Consider the following 15,946-nt stretch of genomic DNA (forward strand, 5'->3'; position numbering starts at 1 on the left):
CCTGACTTAGCCAAAGCCATAGAGGAAGCATTTAATAAGCTCTCCTTGAAGGACATCCAAAATTGGTTTACACACTGCTGTTACTGTACCTCAGCAGACTAGGAAACGCTATATCTCAATACTGGATAGTGAACAACTGTTGACAATTGAGTTGCAAGTTCGCCTATCGTGCGCTTTAGAATATTTGAAGTTAGCAGTGATCTGTCTCGCAGAAGCTCGAAAATCTTCTACTACTTGGCAAGTGGGGCGATTTAGCGCGGGTTTTCTGTCTGGCGAATGAGCGCAATTATAACTGTGGAGTGACTTATCCTATCTTAGAGACTGTTATTCTAAAAATAGTGGCTATAAACCCTGATTGGAAAATGTAACATAGTTTACAACAAAATAAGTTTTTTCTTCAGCATAATTTCTGCTCTTATCTATCTAGGCAAGCTATCTAGTTTAGGTTATATAACTATTAATCTAACTAATATTTTAGATTTTTCCCTTTTTGTTTGGTCTTTTCTTACTCTTCGTTACATTTTGGAGAAACTATGCAAGTTGAGAACAGCATCTATGAAGTAGCTATCATTGGAGGGGGAGTCTCTGGAACCGCTTTACTATATAGCTTAAGCAACTATACCAACGTAAAGCGCATTGTTTTAATAGAAAAGAATTCAGAAGTTGCTTTAGGTAACTCTCATAAAACAAGTAATAGCCAAACACTTCATTTTGGCGACATAGAGACTAACTACACTTTGGAGAAAGCTCAAAAAGTCAACAAAGCTTCTAGTTTAGTTAAAAATTATATTTTGAGAAACGATCCGCAGCAAGAAATATACAGCAAATACCACAAAATGGTTTTGGGTATAGGAAAAGAACAAATTGAAGAACTTAGAGAAAGATACAAAGAATTTAAGTCGCTGTTTCCTAAGTTGAAATTGATTGGAAAAGAAGAAATTAAATTTATAGAACCTAATCTAGTAAACGATAGATCGCCTGAAGAAGAAATTTTGGCTTTGTTTACTGAGGAAGGTTACACAATAGATTTTCAGAAGCTATCCCAATCATTTTTAGAAAGAGCAATTAATAAGGCTCAAGAAAGAATTGATTTGATGATGGAAACAAAGGTTAAAAATATCAAAAAAGAAGGAGGATTTTATCAGATTCAAACTGATAAAGAAGTAGTGGTTGCTAAGGTGGTTATTTTTACAGCAGCAGCCTATAGTTTACTGTTTGCAAAATCTCTAGGATACGGAAAAGATTATGCGCTCCTGAATGTAGCAGGGAATTTTTACCTGGCACCAGGGGTTTTAAACGGTAAAGTCTATACTGTACAGATGAAAGAAATACCTTTTGCAGCTATTCATGGAGATTCAGAAGTTCACGATCAAAGTAAGACTAGATTTGGCCCAACTGCCAAAGTTACTTTTCAGTTAGAGGGACGTAACTATGCTAGTATTTTTGACTATTTTAGAACAGCCGGACTCAGTATCAATGCTTTTTTAAGCTTTTTCAATATCCTTTCAGATAAGGTGATATTGAAATATATATTGAGAAATTATATTTACGATATTCCCTTAATTGGTAGGAGGTTATTTTTAAAAGAGGCGCAAAAAATTGTTCCTTCATTACAATTGAGCGATTTGTCTCTGGCTAAAGGGTATGGAGGAATTAGACCTCAAATTGTTAATCTTAAGAATAAGCGCCTTGAGTTGGGAGAAGCTAAAATTCTAGGAGAAAATATAGTATTTAACATAACGCCTTCTCCTGGGGCTTCAACTTGCTTACAAAATGCCGAATATGATACAGAAAAAATTCTAGATTTTCTGGGTCAAGAGTATACATTTGACAAAAACCGATTCTTGCAAGATTTAGGGGATGAGCAAGCTTTGGCTCAAATTACATAACTATTGCATGGCATGGCAGTTGTCTCAACGTTTGGTGGACTTAAACCGTTCTTGCGCTGTCTTAAACGCTTCTTGCATCACAGACTGAATTTTCTTAGGGTCTGGTTTCTTGCCCCCCATTAAATCCCCGAAGTAAACGCAGGCTCCTTCGCCCAACGCCCAAGTGTACGCAGCAGCCCAGGAAGCTGCTATTACACTCCCTATACCAGGTATGAATTTGATTAACTCTCGCCCGACTGCCCGCGCCAGAAACCCACTAGCGATCGCGCTGACAATACCCCCCGCCTGCGATGGAGTCACTGTTTGCCCGTACAAATTCCCTAAAATACCCACCATCGATACTTGCAAAGCAGTCAGCACTGGCATGGTGGCAAATGGTAGTGGCACAGCTTCAACCGTGGCTGCCATGATGGAAAATGCCAACATATAGCGTCTTCCGACATCCCGGTAAAGGTTGCCAATTTTCTCACTAGCTCCCTTATCCAACAGCTGATAAATCGCACGGGCTTCAGCTTCCGGGAGTAGGTCTGCTAGAGCATCTCTGAGCGCCTCTAAGCCATAAAATACCGGATCGTAGCCGTCTTCTTCTAGAGTGAAGTCAATTAATACTGAGCGATCGCACACTCCGGAAAAGGCTTGCTGGAGCGCGGCAAAGGCTCGATTTACCTGCTCAATGTCAGGTGGATAAGTAGGATGATCGGAGGTATCGTTTGGATAAACTTCATGTAAGCAGGTGACAGCCAACAGACAGGGAACATCTGGATGCTGCTGACGCAAGTTCTGTGCAATTTGTCGCAGCGTGTCGGTGGCAAAATCATTGATTTTGACGGTCAGAATCAGGATTTTGGCGCGGTGAGTTTCCTGTTGCAAATCTCCCACCAACTCCCGCACAATCGCCTGTGTGTCCTGATTGACATCTCCTAGCCCAACTGTATCTGTAAAGATGAGCAACGGCAGATCGTCAGAAGGATAGGCATAGCGTTCGGTGTGCTGGGTGTGGGGACGAAATCCCTGACCCACAATCTCAGGTGAAACGCCCGTCAGTCCTCGCACAATCGAACTTTTCCCGGCTTGGGGCTTACCAATCAACAAGGCTTCTGTGGTTGGTAATTCGGCTCGAACACTCTCTAAAATCTCTGCAATTCGCTCTTCGCTGACGCTAAACAACCCAGCAGCCTTCTGAGCCGCTTCTATGGGTAGGAGTTGCCTCAAGCGTGTTGTTGCGTTGTTCCAGACACCTGCAATGCGGTTTATCGGGGAATCATCGACTGACCCAGTTGTTACATCAGTCGGTTCACTCAATTGCTGAGAATTAGCTGAAGGCGAGTCAGCATCACGTTGCTCAGTCATGGGCATCAAAAAAGCGGATAGGTTCAGACTACATCGAGTCTATTATCCAGACTACAAGCAACGGCACAAGAAGATCCGCTTTTATAGGGTTTCTCAGTTGTATTAAATACAGAAACTAACCCTCAGCCCCTTCTCTTCAAGGGAAGCACGGTGGTTTCATTTATTAAAAGAAAATTCTGTAACCTTAATTTTGATTAGCGGTAGGGGCTTTTTGATTGCATGGAACGAGGCATTGCATACACTTGGGGTCTACGGTCGAAGGCTAATTTCGTTTCCGTGCGATCGCAAGTCTAAACTTTCAATGCAACCTCTGTTGTTAGCTCTAGCAGCCTGGTGGGAATACTGAGAAAGGACGCGATCGCGCTGCTTAAGTTTTAGCAACCAGGAGAAAATCATGACTTTAACAGTTACAGCAACGTTTATGCTCGCTGATTGGATCGCCAAGGGACTTGCAGATGGAACCTTTGAGCGCGCTGGGGGTGTGATTAGAGAAGTAGGAACAGGGCGAATCGTTACTTTTTTACGGGAATTTGGCTCAACCACTGCTCAATTGCCGCAGCAATTGCAAATGGCTCAAGGACTTTTGATGGTAGGTTCTGCTGCCAGTCTGCTTAACCTGGGTGTATCAGTGATCGGATTTGCTGTAATAAACCAGCGCCTTAACGAATTAGAAAAACGCCTAAAAAATGCAGAAGAACTATTGAATAAGATTGACCGCAAAATTGATCTTGGATACTACGCTAACTTTCGTGCCGCACTGGATTTGGCAGTTAGTGCTTTTACGATGTCCAAAGTTGAAAACCGTGAACGTGCTGCATTTGCTGCTATTGATCGCCTTTTAGCAGCTCAACATCATTACACAGGTTATACCGATAACGAACTGGAACAAGGTAGCCAGATTGCTGATGAATATCTTTTGACCTTATCTCTAGCTTATATTGCTGAAGCACGTTGTCATCTTGAGTTAGGAGAACCCGAAACAGCACTAAGTCGCTTCCAAGAAGGCGCGAAAGTTGTCCGTTCTCGTATTCTTAAATATATTAAGCTTCTACTTACTTCTAACCCAGCAGCTTACTTACAGCCTCAGTTCAAAGGTAAGATAGATTTGCGGCGACTAACCCGAATTTACCAGTGGATTGACCCAGGTTTGGATGAAAATGCTGTGTTTGAGCTTCAACGTCACAATTTGCTTAAGATGGCGAAAGAACCTGATAAATGGGCTGAATCGTTACCAGCGGCAATTCTAACTCGCGTTGAGGTTGCAGGAAGTTGGTTTGGGCCAAGTAATGAAGATTTGAAGCGAGAGGCTGATAAACGTCTTCCCGAAGTGCTGGAAGTAATAGAATCTATGGTGGAAACTAATCGCCGTTTTGAAGCGTATCAGACAGAAATACAAGCGATCGCGCAATTGGGAATTAGCTTCCATGACTGGCTGAAATTAGCTCCCTATACAGAATCTAAACCCGACGGCGCAGAATTAATGTACATCATCCCGTCTAAGCCTCTAGAATTGAAACTCTCTGTTTAAAATGGTTTCTCTTATAGACGAATATCGCCTGACGCTTGGCTCTCAAACGTAGGCGATATCGTACCATTACATCACGTCGGGTGTTCCCAGTTAAAACTTGTCAAACTACAAGTTATTTTGGTTCTTGAACAAAACCCACTATCAAGAATTAATCCGAATTTAATCCACGCAGACGGACTTGGTAGCCGCGTCCAATCGCTGGGTGTTTTAATTTTTACCGATTTGCTATCCAATACCCTAACGCCTGTCCCATCTTTTTCAGATAAAAAGGTCGCTGGTAACTGTAGTCTGCCAGTTGTGCTGCGGGTGCGATAATGCCTCTGTACTTTTCACCATCGCACCAGTAACCATTCGGTTCAGATAGTGGCGTATCAACTTGGGTAAAGTGCATCAAACCAAACAATCCCGCATTAAGCAATTCTTGCTGGCGCGATCGCAACTCCTGATAAACTAAAGCTCCACCATTATCCCAATCAGTGTTTGGATCTGCCATCAGGAAAAGGTAGTCTATCATAGACGATTTTCCCAGTTTCGTCTTGATGAAGTTAGCAATCTCGATTATCCGGTCAGGCATATCAGAAAGCTTAGCTTGATCCGGGGTTAAGCGTTGGCATCCATTGCCATCATTACGCCAGGGCCCCTGCGTCACTTGGAAGCCAAAAAACTCTACTCCTGGTGCTGCTGCACTCAGAGTGGTTAGAAATTTGTCTAAGCCACCCGTTCCGGGGTTGAAGTCACCAAAAGCTAAACCGACTTTCACCCGCAGTCCGGTGACAGACCGACTTGAGTTGCGTAGTCTTTGGGCAGCTTCAGCCATCAATTTACCAAAATTTTGCGGTATACTCGCATCCCAACCAGATGATACTAAGGCGGGGTCGCGGAGGGTTCCCACTAAGTTATGCTCTGGTTCTAGCACCAGGTATACTTGTCCTGTGGTTTTAGCTAGGACTTCCTTGGCGAAGCGGTCTAACTCGGAAAAATACCAACTTTTCCTAGCTTCAATTTCCGCCCAAGTTTTTTTAGTTTGAGCATCGGCTGTGATGAAGTCAAGGATAAAAACCGGGATGACACCTTCTTGTTTCATCCTAGCTGTACTTGTGCAAGTAGTCTGACCTGAGACGCAACCATACCAGATTGGCTCCCATCCCTTACCTACCCAAATCTGCTGCATATCTGGTTTGGGTAAGCCTGCTTCTTTAGAAATGTCCAGGCTATCTGTCCACGTACCTTGGACTAAGCTAGCGCCGCCACCATAACCGAGTAGAATCCGAGTGGTTTGGGATGTGGCGACGGTGTTGAATTCAAATGATAGAACGAACGCGATCGCAAACGCCAGCAAAAATTTCCACGTTTTGTTCTTGAAAAAACTTATATTCACAAAAGTTGCCTCAATTAAAGATAGGTGTATCTGTCGAGTCCTTTCCCACGCCGATAAGTTTTTCGACAGCTTCTCTCCGTGTCCGGCAAGTATTAAAAAGTTCAGTATTTTCTCTAACAAGTACGTAGATTAGCGTAAGAAAATTGTATATTGGGTTTTGCGATCGCAACCTAATACCCACAAGGATTTGTTGGGTTTCGATGGCAAAACTGAATAAATGCTTACTTGCTAAATTAACGGATAATACCTAAGCAAGTTGGGTGCGTAAGTGCAACGTAACGCACCAAAACCCTTACAATTTTGGAGGTAGGTAGGGTTTTTGAAACTCAACATCCAGTAAACAAGCGTGAGTTATTGGGTAAGGTGCCTCAAACGCCACATCGCTCAACGAGGGGAACCTCCGCTTTTCGTGTGGCTCCCCAACCTACAAAATATGCACTATTTTAAGTGTGCTACCACAATACAAAATGGAAGAAAATTCAAAATGAGCAACACAGTTTCCGACATCGCTGTAAAAACCATCAATGGGGAAGATAAACAACTCTCCGAGTACGCCGGAAAGGTACTCTTAATAGTAAATGTGGCTTCCTATTGTGGCTACACGCTTCAATACAAAGGACTGGAACAGTTAAACCAAAAATATCGAGATACTGGGTTGCGCGTCTTAGCTTTCCCCTGCAACGACTTTGGAGCGCAAGAACCTGGAAGCAACGCAGAAATTATGCAATTCTGCACGAAAAACTACGGCGTTAACTTTGAGATGTTTGACAAAGTTCACGCCAAAGGTTCCCAACAGCACCCACTTTATAATCGACTCACCAATGCAGTTGAACCTACAGGAAATGTTTCTTGGAATTTTGAGAAATTCTTAATCAGCAAGCAGGGTGAAGTGGTCGCCAGATTTAATAGTAGCGTCAAGCCAGATTCTCCTGAATTGATTGCTGCAATTGAACGTGAGTTAGCAAAATAACTGTAAAATTTATGTCCATACAAAACCCGGCTAATCTCACTGTTGAAGAGGCGCATAAAATCCTTAAGACTTTCGACTGCGTAAAGAGTGCCACTGAATCAGCACCAACTAAAGATTCAATTCGTCAAGCTTTACTTTTGGTGACAGAGCTTTGCGATAATCAAATATTAGGAATTTGCGCCGACACCGCAGAACAGGGTATTCTGGCTTTGAAAACTTATGTAGCAGTTTTGGGTTATGAAATACCCCAATTATCGGCAATAGATGGCTCTGTTTACATCAAATTTAACCCAAAAACGAGTTTGTGTTATCTTGATTCTTACACAGGAGAACATCGCGGAGTTTTAATTTCCTGCCAGTCTGCATATGACGGAGGAATCAACGAAATGTACGGGCATTTGCCACTAGATTTATTCACATCGGAATCGTCATGAACGTAGCAATCATTGGCTGTGGTTACGTTGGTAAAGCAGTTGCTCAATATTGGCAAAAATCAAGTTTTGTTGTCACCGCAACCACAACCACCCCGGAAAAAGTTTCAGAATTGGAAGCAGTTGCCCAAAGAGTTGTAGTAGTTAAAGGCAACAATCCAGAAGGACTAAAATCAGTGTTGGAAAACCAGGATACTGTGCTTTTAAGCGTTGGGGCGAAGAGTGCCAATGGGTACGAAGAAAGTTATCTGGAAACTGCTCAAAATTTAGCGTCAATTTTACCCCAAATAGGTTCGCTGCGACAACTAATTTACACGGGAAGTTACTCTATCTATGGCGATAGAAATGGCTCATTAGTAGATGAAAAATCACCTGTTGCCCCAGAAAATTCAAATGGTAAAATTCTGTCTCAAACTGAGGAAGTATTACTGCCAGCATCAACTAAAAATCTAGGCGTTTGTATTCTTCGCTTGGGTGGAATTTATGGTTCTGGTCGCGAACTGGTGAAGATTTTTCGCAATGCACCCGGAACAACCAGACCTGGAAGCGGAGAAGATATTACAAATTGGATTCACCTTGATGATATCGTTGCTGCTATAGAATTCGTCCGTCAGCACCGACTGCAAGGCATTTATAACTTAGTAGATGATGCCCATCTGACAAGTAGAGAACTGCTGGATAGAATGTGCGAAAAACACAACTTGCCTAAAGTTTTATGGGATTCGTCTCTTAAGAGCGTTCGACCATACAATGCACTGGTTTCTAATGAAAAGATAAAAGACGCAGGATATCAGTTGATTCATCCACAAATGATAGTGTAATTGATATATTATAAGGCATGAGCAATAAAGAATTACTTTCAAATACATCTTTAATTGTCGGTTGCTGGCAACTCGATGACCGCAGCTGGAAACAAATTTCAGAAAATGACATTGCCCGTGCGCTGGACATTTACTTAGCTTTAGGTATCAATACTTTTGATACAGCAGACATTTATGGACGGAGTGAAAGTGTTGTTGGTCGCTTGCTGAAAGGACGCGATCGCACAATTTTTACTAAAGCTGTCTTTTTCGGGAATGTCCCCACTCCCGCACAAATTAAAAGCAAAATTGAAGCTTCTCTCCGGAATTTGCAGCAAGAAACCTTAGATGGCGTGCAAATCCACTGGCACAACCCGCAGCTAGATTTTGCCTCTACTTTTGCCGCTTTCAAGGATTTATTAGAACAAGGAAAAATTCGCCAGCTTGGTGTCACAAACTTTAATACGCCGATGTTGGAAAAAGCTGTAGAATACGCCCCCATCAGCACTCATCAAGTTCAGTATAGTTTGATTGACAGACGTGTAGAAAACTCAATGCAGGCACTTTGCCTGAAGCACAATATTGCTTTGTTGCCATATGGCCCTTTAGCAGGCGGTTTCTTGTCAGAAAAGTTTCGAGGTGTCACCTCACCTCCAAGCGAATCATCTCACGCTCGTAGCTTCTATTACAATAGTATGATTAGGGCGCACGGTGGTTGGAACCCTGTACTGGAAATGCTGGAAACATTGGCACAGGTAGCGCAGAAATACAATAAGACTATTTCCCAAGTTGCACTAAATTGGGTTAAGCAACAGCCTGGTGTTGCTGCTGTAATCTCTGGCTTTACTATAGATCGTCAGCAGATACAGAAGAATGTGGAAGCTTTAAGTTGGAGTCTAGATACAGAAGATTTACAATTACTTTGTCAGAGTTCAGATGCTTTGTTTAAGCAACCTGGAGATATTTACTCTTACGAACGATAGTTGTGAGTTTTTAAACCAAAAGGACGCAAAGAATTATGCAATCAGTATCTGAAAATTTAATGATTACTGAGAATGTGGCAGTTTCTCCAACACAGTTTTATAATTGGAAAAATTATCGCTGTGCTTACGAAGTTTATAATCCAATTAATCAAACGACAGATAACGGAATTCCTCTGCTGTTAATTCATCCTATTGGTGTCGGGTTATCTCGTAAGTTTTGGGATAGATTCTGCCGGGAATGGTATGAAAAAGATTGCCAAAACTCAATTTATAATCCTGATTTATTGGGATGCGGCGAAAGCGATATGCCGCCTGTGGCTTATAATCCCACAAATTGGGCTGAACAGTTGCAACATTTTTTGCAAACAGTGGTGCAAAAACCTGTGATTGTAGTGGTGCAAGGTGCTTTGTTACCTGTAGCAATTGAGTTGGTTCGCCTACAATCTAACTTGGTTAGAGGTTTGGTGTTGGCTGGGCCTCCGGCGTGGGCGGTGATTACTAAACCTTCAAAAGGTTTGAAGCAAAAAATAGTTTGGAATCTTTTAGAATCTCCTTTTGGTAGTGCTTTTTACCGCTATGCGCGACGACCGCAGTTTTTAGATTCGTTCTCGATTCGCCAATTATTTGCTGATCAGGATTCAGTAGATGAGGAGTGGTTGGATACACTGGTGAAAGGTGCGGTTAATCCAGATAGTCGCTACGCTGTTTTTTCGTTTTTGGCGGGGTTTTGGCGACAGGATTATCAGGATGCGATCGCATCCATTACCAAACCTACTCTAGTAGTCGTAGGAGACACTGCATCAAGTATCAGTCAGTCTGGAAAAGGGGAAACACCAGATGAACGAATAGCTGACTATCTGAAGTTTTTACCCAACGGTCACGGTGTCAAAATGTCAGGACGTAATGTTTTACCCTATGAATCTACGGCTAAATTTGTCACCGTAGTTGCAGATTTTGTCAAGGAGATCCCCCCAACAGGGCTTAATTAGGTGAGCTAGGATTATTATTACACAAGAGGAATTTAACTAATGCCTGAACAAATAACTCCTGAAATAAGCGATCGCATCTGCAAACACATGAACGATGACCATGCAGATGCAATAGTTCTTTACGCTAAAACTTTTGGCGATACTCCCAATGCGATCGCAGCAGAAATGCTATCAATTGATTCTTTGGGAATGAATCTAATTGCCCAAATGAATGATGATGCTACGCCAATTCGCATTCAGTTCGACCATGCGCTAAAAGATGCCGAAGATGCTCACCATACACTCATTGAAATGATAAAACAGGCGCGTTCCAATTCCAAATAAAACGTGGATATTTAGGGAGTCCACGCCACAGCATAACCCTATAATTAACCATAATTGTAGGTTAGTCTCGTGCGGCGCGAAACCCAACCAACGCTTATATTGTGTTGGGTTTCTTTACTTTGCGCTTTGAAGTTTTTAGCTTATACTTCTTGATTAATCTGCGAACTATCGAGTCCCCGTTTTATCCAGTTTATACACTCGCGATCGCTTGTGAATATTTTGGGTGCGGCAACATTATTTAAACTTTCAGGTTTATAATGGTCATAAAAATATTTTTCTGATAATTGATAAACAATTATCAAATTCTCACGATACACGTATCTACTCTTAAAATAATCACCCATACTGACAATATCTGAATGTTCATCCAGATGTTCCTTAGCAACATCAATGATGGCAGCAATGCGACTAGAATAGATGCCAGCAGGATTTTCTACCTTATGGAATTTACCTTTATGTCCCAATTCAGAGAGTAATGTATAAGAGTAAATATGTTCAGCATTAGCCATCCCAAAAACAAAAGGGATGATTAGATGCCCTTTATAGGAAACAGATTTTTCGTAAAGTAAGCGACGCATACTATTTTGGATTTTAAATTAAAGGGCTGGATAAAAAGAATTAGTCTAGAAAGAATTGTATCACTAGGATTTTTGAGAATTTCCCTAGTAATAACAAAAATCATTCAGGCTTATAGTAAAGAGCCGATTTATACAAAACTTGTTCTTGGTGGGTTTCCAAAGTGCAATCCGACAGGGGATAAGCCACACAGGTAACGATATACCCAGCCTCTAGTTCTTTTGGACGCAGAAACTTTTGTTCGCTTTGGTCTACTTCACCACTCACCAACTTGGCGACACAAGCCGAACATTCCCCTTGTTTGCAGCCAGAAGGTAATCGAATCCCCGCATCTTCAGCCATATCCAAGATGTACTGATCGTCTGGTACTTCGATGATGCGGTCGAGATTGAGTGCCGAATTCACCAGCCGGACTTGATAAACTGCCATTAAAACGACTCCTTTAAAACTCGTATCCTCTGCCAACCCAATAGTGCCAATCGGCCATTGCTTCCAAGGTTTCGCTATCAGCATCAATCGGTTCTATGTCAGATAAACGAGCCGAGAACGTATCTTCACCTGTAGCATCTTTGTAAAGCACTTCTACAAACATATCGTGCGAGCATTCATCCTCTGATGACATTTCCACCACCTCAACTTCTTTACCTTCAGGTGAGGATGATTTGCGTCCCTTTCTCACCCATTTAGCTTTAAAGGGGAAGTTAAGATTATCGTTAAGGTAGTTGTACCATCCCATCGCCTCTTCTTCCTCGTCATAGGCATCGACGATGATCTCCATTGCAATGCGATCTTCTCGGATTTTGTCTTCCTCAACGTTAGGCATAAGACATCGGCTCTAGATAATTAAACTTTGAATATAATAAATCTTTCGAGCGATCGCGTTCTCAATTCTTCTCAATGATTGTCATCACGATGCTCTATTTGCTGTCTAACCCAAGCGCGAAAAGACCGAATCATGGGGATTTCCCCAATTCTTAGACTTTCTTCCAAAAACCCTGGAATTTCTGTGGTTAAGGGTAGATTTGCAAAAGTAGGAGAGACAGCGCACGGTACATACACACCTTCTCGCAATTGATAAATTTGAATCACAGGTTCGTCGTAACGCCAAACTTCCGGAACACCCAAAGCGAGATAAATTGAAAGTCGGTCAACAGAAGCGCTGGTATAGTCCACCTCGACTGCTAAGTCTGGAGGTGGGTCAATAGTTAAATCGATATCCCTTTTCTGTCTGATTAGCGGTTCATTTTGAATATAAAAGCAAGAATCTGGTTCAACACCCCGCTGAAAGTCTGGACGCTTACAAGTGAGAGATCCAGCGCTTCTGAGATTGAGGTTCAGTTCCTCAGCTAAAGCGAAAACCAAGTGTTCCAGCAGTCTATTGTTATGCTCATGAGGCATCAGCGGGGTCATAATTTCCAGCGTTCCGCGATCGTAAGCCAGTCGGGTGTTACGATCTTCTCCCATCTCTGCAAGTATTGTTTCAAAAGTTTGCCAACTGATGTTTTTCAGTACAACTCTCCCTTGAGTGGTTTTCGCTGTCGTCACCATAGGACTGAACCCCGCGTTTTCTACCAAGATATCAAGTTGAGTGGGTAATGAGGAGGCGTGAAGCGAAGCAGCTGTGTTCAGCCTCGCATTCTGTATCCAAAAAAAGTTGTTGCCAGTAATATTATTTGATAATCTCTCATCCTGCATACGTATTTGATAAAGGAGTAAGTTCTGTGGCTAGCCTAAGAGTGTTGTCAATAGCTTCTGCTGGTGCAGTGTTCATTGTTGGTGGTATCGGGGAAACTGCTGCTGCAAGGTTCAGCGATGCTCCTTTGTTTAACGATGTGGGTAGCTACAGCACAAGAATCTCCGCTAATAATGACTTAGCAGATATCTACTTTCCAAACCCAGAGAACCTGAAAACTGGCAATCATTCTTTTCCCATTGCTCTGCTGTTGCAAGGTGCGAATGTCGATAAATCAAATTACACAAATTTTGCCAGTACAGTAGCAAGCTACGGATTTGTAGTGGTTGTACCCAATCACCAGAAGTCACTGCCACAGTTCGGATTTACGGGACTTCTACCCGAAACGTCACAATTAAACGCTGTTCTGGCACAAATGGTGCAAGAGAACTCCAACTCTACTTCACCTGTTGCTGGCGTTATCAATACGCAGAAACTAGCCTTACTCGGTCACTCCCAAGGGGGTGCTGTTGGATTATCTGCTATTGCCAACCTCTGCCTTCCTATTTTATGTGAAGGCTCCTTCAGCCGACCTAATGAACTCGTAGCAGGAGCGTTTTTTGGTGCAAATTTACGGAACTTCAATACTCAAGAATTTATCCCCATCAACAATTCAAAAATTCCGACTGCTCTCTTGCAGGGAAATCTTGATAACATTGCTCTTCCTGTCAATGCTCAAAAAACATACGAGCAGATCCAAAACCCTCCTAAAGCAATAATTACTATTTTCGGTGCTAACCACTATGGCATCACAAATACTAACAATCCTGTGGGTGCAAGACCGGATATGAACACTCCAACAATTGCACAAGATGTAGCAGTAGAAACTGTAGCTCGCTGGAGCGCACTTTTCTTGCGTGCCAGCGTTCTCGATGACAAAGAGGCTTTTGATTATGTGTATTCTACAGGGGATGCTCTGGATGCAAATGTGAAGGTAACTAGCCAATCAAAGCCAGTTACCGAATCCTCTTTGACATCTGCTTTGGTCTTGCTAAGTGGTTTTGGTGCAGTGTTTGGACTGAAGAAAAGAAGACAGCTAAATAATTCTAAGGTAGCCAAAAATTAGGTAATAAAGTTTTGCTATGTCTATGGGTAGAGTATGCGATCGCATTCCCACAAAAACGCGATCGCCGAATAGCATTCTATTTATTCTACCTTTCAACAATATGACTGCGAAGCCACTCAGTAAACTCCTCTCGTCATGCTAAGCGCTTATAATGCAAATTCATTAAGCGGTCATCAGGAATAGTAATTGTGATAGTGTGCATCTTAAGGTAGCCACAAATCAGGTAATAAAGTTTTGCCGAAATTACGTAGGGTTTGGTTAATTGACCGACCAAATTGAATATGCGGTTCATCCGCCTCGACTGGTAAAAGTAAAGCCTTACTCCCACGCCCAAAGCGTGAAATTACCAAATTTGCTGCTTCCAAACCTGTCACATAAGCCTTTTCCTGCGACCAGGAACCGTGACGGGTAACAATCCAATCACCACTCATAAAAACATTATTGATACTCGTTAATCCAGGCAACATATACTGATAGCTACCGGGAAGAAAGTGAGTAACTGCATTCGGCAGACGAATAACACTGCTATCAATTACCTTGGCTTCGCGAAAAGCTGGCACGCAAGTTGCTAAATCGCGCTGAACTAGCGGCACAATTTCCTCATCGCTTAACGGGATAAACTGATTGGCGTGATAAAAATCAGCCTCAATAACTGTTCCCGGTTCATCGCGGTATTCATCATGCAGCACGTTCAAATCAAAAAATGTCCAGCCAGTTGTTGCATTGAAACCAAAACAGGCATTGGAAGGACGAGGAATATTAATTTTGCGGTCAAACCAGAGGCGAGTTGCTAACACATCAACCGCGCCCAAGTTGTGAATATCCCGAAATTCTTGACGACTTTGTAAGCTAGGGCTACTTAATACAATCTTCTTCATGCCGCTGATACCAACAGCGAAAATAACCGCATCAGCTTCAAAAACTTCATCACCGCAGACAACAGCTGTTGCTTGATTATTGCTATCAACAATTACGTCACTTACTCGACGGTTGGCGAGTAATTTTCCCCCCGCTTGTTCGATGCGTTGCACCCAAGGACGGAATATCTTTTCTCCAACAGTTCCGCGACACCAGACGACATCAAAATCGGGTTGGTGAGCCAAAATGAAGTAATAAAGCATACCTAGTGCAGCAGCGGCGGAACATTGCTCTCCGGGGGCAAATAAGCCTACCAGCAGCATCGGCTCGAAGGAATCATGGTAAAGTCGTGCCGAAACGCCAAAATCTTTGAAGAGTTCTCTTGCTGTTACCTTGTCGTAGCGTCGCCAAGCTTCATCGGAGTTGTCAAAATCGAGGACGGCGTAGAGTAGAGGTAAAGCTGAGATGCGATCGCTTAACGGCAACCGCTTAAACTGAGTGTAGAGAAAAGTCCCAAGCGGCGTAGGTAGTCGCGGCAAATCTTGAAAAATCGGCGATTCAACTTCTAATCCTGCGGGGGAATACTGGGAGGAACGAGTCCAAGGCGTAAAGGGATTTAGCCCTAATTCGTTGACCAGAGAGAATATATTTCGGTACGGATACCAGAAGCCGTGAATACCAGCTTCGACAGAACGCCCCGCCGCTGTTTTCCAGCCTGCGACTAAGCCACCGGGATAAGAACCAGCTTCTAGGAGGGTTACGTCATAGCCTTGTTTTGCTAAGTGGTAGGTAGCGCCTAAACCTGCCCAACCTGCACCAACGACGACTACTTTTGGGGTTTTTGTTTCTGTTGACATCGCGCACTCTCCATTTTTTTTCAGGATGACAATTAAGAACCTCATCCCTGTCCCTCCCCGCTCTTCGTGGAGGCAGGGTGGTTTCATTTATTAATTATTAAAAGAAACACCCTGCTTGAAGAAAAGGGGGATTTAGCCCCAACCCTTGAAGGGCTGGGGGTCAGAGTGTATTGCATCCTAAGAACCGCTATCAGAAAAAATTCTCTAAGTTCAAA

18 protein-coding genes are annotated in these 15,946 nt (G+C 42.7%); 10 read left to right on the forward strand and 8 right to left on the reverse strand.

Going from position 1 to position 15,946, the window contains the following annotated elements; translation table 11 throughout:
• The first annotated feature begins 533 nt into the window (after window positions 1-533).
• A complete protein-coding gene (locus tag NDI42_RS04465; protein ID WP_190458251.1) occupies window positions 534-1,889 on the forward strand; it encodes an FAD-dependent oxidoreductase in 1,356 nt (451 codons plus the stop codon).
• A gap of 24 nt (window positions 1,890-1,913) precedes the next feature.
• Here NDI42_RS04465 and NDI42_RS04470 read toward each other — a convergent pair whose 3' ends face one another.
• Together NDI42_RS04470 and NDI42_RS04475 are read right to left on the reverse strand one after the other, a co-directional pair.
• Window positions 1,914-3,239, reverse strand: a complete 1,326-nt coding sequence (locus NDI42_RS04470) for a GTPase family protein (protein ID WP_190458252.1) — start codon at window positions 3,237-3,239, stop codon at window positions 1,914-1,916.
• Window positions 3,240-3,488: 249 nt separating this feature from the next.
• Window positions 3,489-3,635, reverse strand: coding sequence for a hypothetical protein (locus NDI42_RS04475; RefSeq protein ID WP_190458254.1), 147 nt, complete (start codon window positions 3,633-3,635; stop codon window positions 3,489-3,491).
• On the opposite strand from NDI42_RS04475, the gene NDI42_RS04480 reads away from it, so the two are divergent.
• Window positions 3,634-4,767, forward strand: coding sequence for a hypothetical protein (locus NDI42_RS04480; RefSeq protein WP_190458256.1), 1,134 nt, complete (start codon window positions 3,634-3,636; stop codon window positions 4,765-4,767). The two genes, NDI42_RS04475 and NDI42_RS04480, sit on opposite strands and share 2 nt — an antisense overlap.
• A gap of 214 nt (window positions 4,768-4,981) precedes the next feature.
• On the opposite strand, the gene NDI42_RS04485 is transcribed toward NDI42_RS04480, so the two are convergent.
• Window positions 4,982-6,145, reverse strand: coding sequence for a hypothetical protein (locus tag NDI42_RS04485; RefSeq protein ID WP_190458258.1), 1,164 nt, complete (start codon window positions 6,143-6,145; stop codon window positions 4,982-4,984).
• Window positions 6,146-6,629: 484 nt separating this feature from the next.
• Here NDI42_RS04485 and NDI42_RS04490 point away from each other — a divergent pair, with 484 nt between their 5' ends.
• The 6 genes from NDI42_RS04490 to NDI42_RS04515 are packed head-to-tail and all read left to right on the forward strand — an operon-like array spanning window position 6,630 to window position 10,642.
• A complete protein-coding gene (locus tag NDI42_RS04490) occupies window positions 6,630-7,115 on the forward strand; it encodes a glutathione peroxidase (protein ID WP_190418061.1) in 486 nt (161 codons plus the stop codon).
• Window positions 7,116-7,126: 11 nt separating this feature from the next.
• Window positions 7,127-7,549 carry a DUF1824 family protein gene (locus NDI42_RS04495; RefSeq protein WP_190458260.1) on the forward strand — a complete coding sequence of 141 codons (423 nt, stop codon included), beginning with the start codon at window positions 7,127-7,129 and terminating at the stop codon, window positions 7,547-7,549.
• Entirely contained in the window at window positions 7,546-8,367 is an 822-nt protein-coding gene (locus NDI42_RS04500) for an SDR family oxidoreductase (RefSeq protein WP_190458262.1), read from the forward strand. The genes NDI42_RS04495 and NDI42_RS04500 overlap by 4 nt, the downstream gene beginning before the upstream one ends.
• A 17-nt stretch (window positions 8,368-8,384) precedes the next feature.
• Window positions 8,385-9,329: an aldo/keto reductase gene (locus tag NDI42_RS04505; protein ID WP_190458265.1), complete on the forward strand. Its 945-nt coding sequence runs from the start codon at window positions 8,385-8,387 to the stop codon at window positions 9,327-9,329.
• Between the two features lie 35 nt (window positions 9,330-9,364).
• Entirely contained in the window at window positions 9,365-10,318 is a 954-nt protein-coding gene (locus NDI42_RS04510; protein ID WP_242017770.1) for an alpha/beta fold hydrolase, read from the forward strand.
• A 39-nt stretch (window positions 10,319-10,357) separates the two neighbouring features.
• Window positions 10,358-10,642, forward strand: coding sequence for a DUF2470 domain-containing protein (locus tag NDI42_RS04515; protein ID WP_190458266.1), 285 nt, complete (start codon window positions 10,358-10,360; stop codon window positions 10,640-10,642).
• Between the two features lie 140 nt (window positions 10,643-10,782).
• On the opposite strand, the gene NDI42_RS04520 is transcribed toward NDI42_RS04515, so the two are convergent.
• From NDI42_RS04520 to NDI42_RS04535, 4 genes are all read right to left on the reverse strand, one after another.
• Window positions 10,783-11,220 (reverse strand): hypothetical protein, encoded by a 438-nt coding sequence (locus NDI42_RS04520; protein WP_190458268.1) that lies wholly within the window; start codon window positions 11,218-11,220, stop codon window positions 10,783-10,785.
• 100 nt (window positions 11,221-11,320) lie between these two features.
• Window positions 11,321-11,647 carry a 2Fe-2S iron-sulfur cluster-binding protein gene (locus NDI42_RS04525; RefSeq protein ID WP_190458270.1) on the reverse strand — a complete coding sequence of 109 codons (327 nt, stop codon included), beginning with the start codon at window positions 11,645-11,647 and terminating at the stop codon, window positions 11,321-11,323.
• Between the two features lie 13 nt (window positions 11,648-11,660).
• Complete coding sequence (locus tag NDI42_RS04530) at window positions 11,661-12,041, reverse strand: calcium-binding protein (protein WP_190458272.1); 381 nt, start codon at window positions 12,039-12,041, stop codon at window positions 11,661-11,663.
• Window positions 12,042-12,112: 71 nt separating this feature from the next.
• Window positions 12,113-12,766: a Uma2 family endonuclease gene (locus NDI42_RS04535; protein ID WP_190458450.1), complete on the reverse strand. Its 654-nt coding sequence runs from the start codon at window positions 12,764-12,766 to the stop codon at window positions 12,113-12,115.
• 173 nt (window positions 12,767-12,939) lie between these two features.
• Here NDI42_RS04535 and NDI42_RS04540 point away from each other — a divergent pair, with 173 nt between their 5' ends.
• Both NDI42_RS04540 and NDI42_RS04545 read left to right on the forward strand, forming a co-directional pair.
• Window positions 12,940-14,016, forward strand: a complete 1,077-nt coding sequence (locus NDI42_RS04540) for an alpha/beta hydrolase family protein (protein WP_190458274.1) — start codon at window positions 12,940-12,942, stop codon at window positions 14,014-14,016.
• A 16-nt stretch (window positions 14,017-14,032) separates the two neighbouring features.
• Window positions 14,033-14,158: a hypothetical protein gene (locus NDI42_RS04545; protein WP_348231368.1), complete on the forward strand. Its 126-nt coding sequence runs from the start codon at window positions 14,033-14,035 to the stop codon at window positions 14,156-14,158.
• Window positions 14,159-14,219: 61 nt separating this feature from the next.
• Here NDI42_RS04545 and NDI42_RS04550 read toward each other — a convergent pair whose 3' ends face one another.
• Complete coding sequence (locus NDI42_RS04550) at window positions 14,220-15,731, reverse strand: hydroxysqualene dehydroxylase (RefSeq protein ID WP_190458276.1); 1,512 nt, start codon at window positions 15,729-15,731, stop codon at window positions 14,220-14,222.
• Window positions 15,732-15,946: the final 215 nt, after the last annotated feature.

The sequence above is a fragment of the Funiculus sociatus GB2-C1 genome (genome assembly GCF_039962115.1).
Classification (GTDB): domain Bacteria; phylum Cyanobacteriota; class Cyanobacteriia; order Cyanobacteriales; family FACHB-T130; genus Funiculus; species Funiculus sociatus.

Coding starts and splice junctions, on each gene's coding strand:
- NDI42_RS04470 (WP_190458252.1), bottom strand. CDS start 3,239: ATGACTGAGCAACGTGATGCTGACTCGCCTTCAGCTAATTCTCAGCAA.
- NDI42_RS04505 (WP_190458265.1), top strand. CDS start 8,385: ATGAGCAATAAAGAATTACTTTCAAATACATCTTTAATTGTCGGTTGC.
- NDI42_RS04535 (WP_190458450.1), bottom strand. CDS start 12,766: ATGGTGACGACAGCGAAAACCACTCAAGGGAGAGTTGTACTGAAAAAC.
- NDI42_RS04500 (WP_190458262.1), top strand. CDS start 7,546: ATGAACGTAGCAATCATTGGCTGTGGTTACGTTGGTAAAGCAGTTGCT.
- NDI42_RS04525 (WP_190458270.1), bottom strand. CDS start 11,647: ATGGCAGTTTATCAAGTCCGGCTGGTGAATTCGGCACTCAATCTCGAC.
- NDI42_RS04545 (WP_348231368.1), top strand. CDS start 14,033: ATGTCTATGGGTAGAGTATGCGATCGCATTCCCACAAAAACGCGATCG.
- NDI42_RS04515 (WP_190458266.1), top strand. CDS start 10,358: ATGCCTGAACAAATAACTCCTGAAATAAGCGATCGCATCTGCAAACAC.
- NDI42_RS04520 (WP_190458268.1), bottom strand. CDS start 11,220: ATGCGTCGCTTACTTTACGAAAAATCTGTTTCCTATAAAGGGCATCTA.
- NDI42_RS04490 (WP_190418061.1), top strand. CDS start 6,630: ATGAGCAACACAGTTTCCGACATCGCTGTAAAAACCATCAATGGGGAA.
- NDI42_RS04465 (WP_190458251.1), top strand. CDS start 534: ATGCAAGTTGAGAACAGCATCTATGAAGTAGCTATCATTGGAGGGGGA.
- NDI42_RS04510 (WP_242017770.1), top strand. CDS start 9,365: ATGCAATCAGTATCTGAAAATTTAATGATTACTGAGAATGTGGCAGTT.
- NDI42_RS04475 (WP_190458254.1), bottom strand. CDS start 3,635: ATGATTTTCTCCTGGTTGCTAAAACTTAAGCAGCGCGATCGCGTCCTT.
- NDI42_RS04480 (WP_190458256.1), top strand. CDS start 3,634: ATGACTTTAACAGTTACAGCAACGTTTATGCTCGCTGATTGGATCGCC.
- NDI42_RS04550 (WP_190458276.1), bottom strand. CDS start 15,731: ATGTCAACAGAAACAAAAACCCCAAAAGTAGTCGTCGTTGGTGCAGGT.
- NDI42_RS04495 (WP_190458260.1), top strand. CDS start 7,127: ATGTCCATACAAAACCCGGCTAATCTCACTGTTGAAGAGGCGCATAAA.
- NDI42_RS04530 (WP_190458272.1), bottom strand. CDS start 12,041: ATGCCTAACGTTGAGGAAGACAAAATCCGAGAAGATCGCATTGCAATG.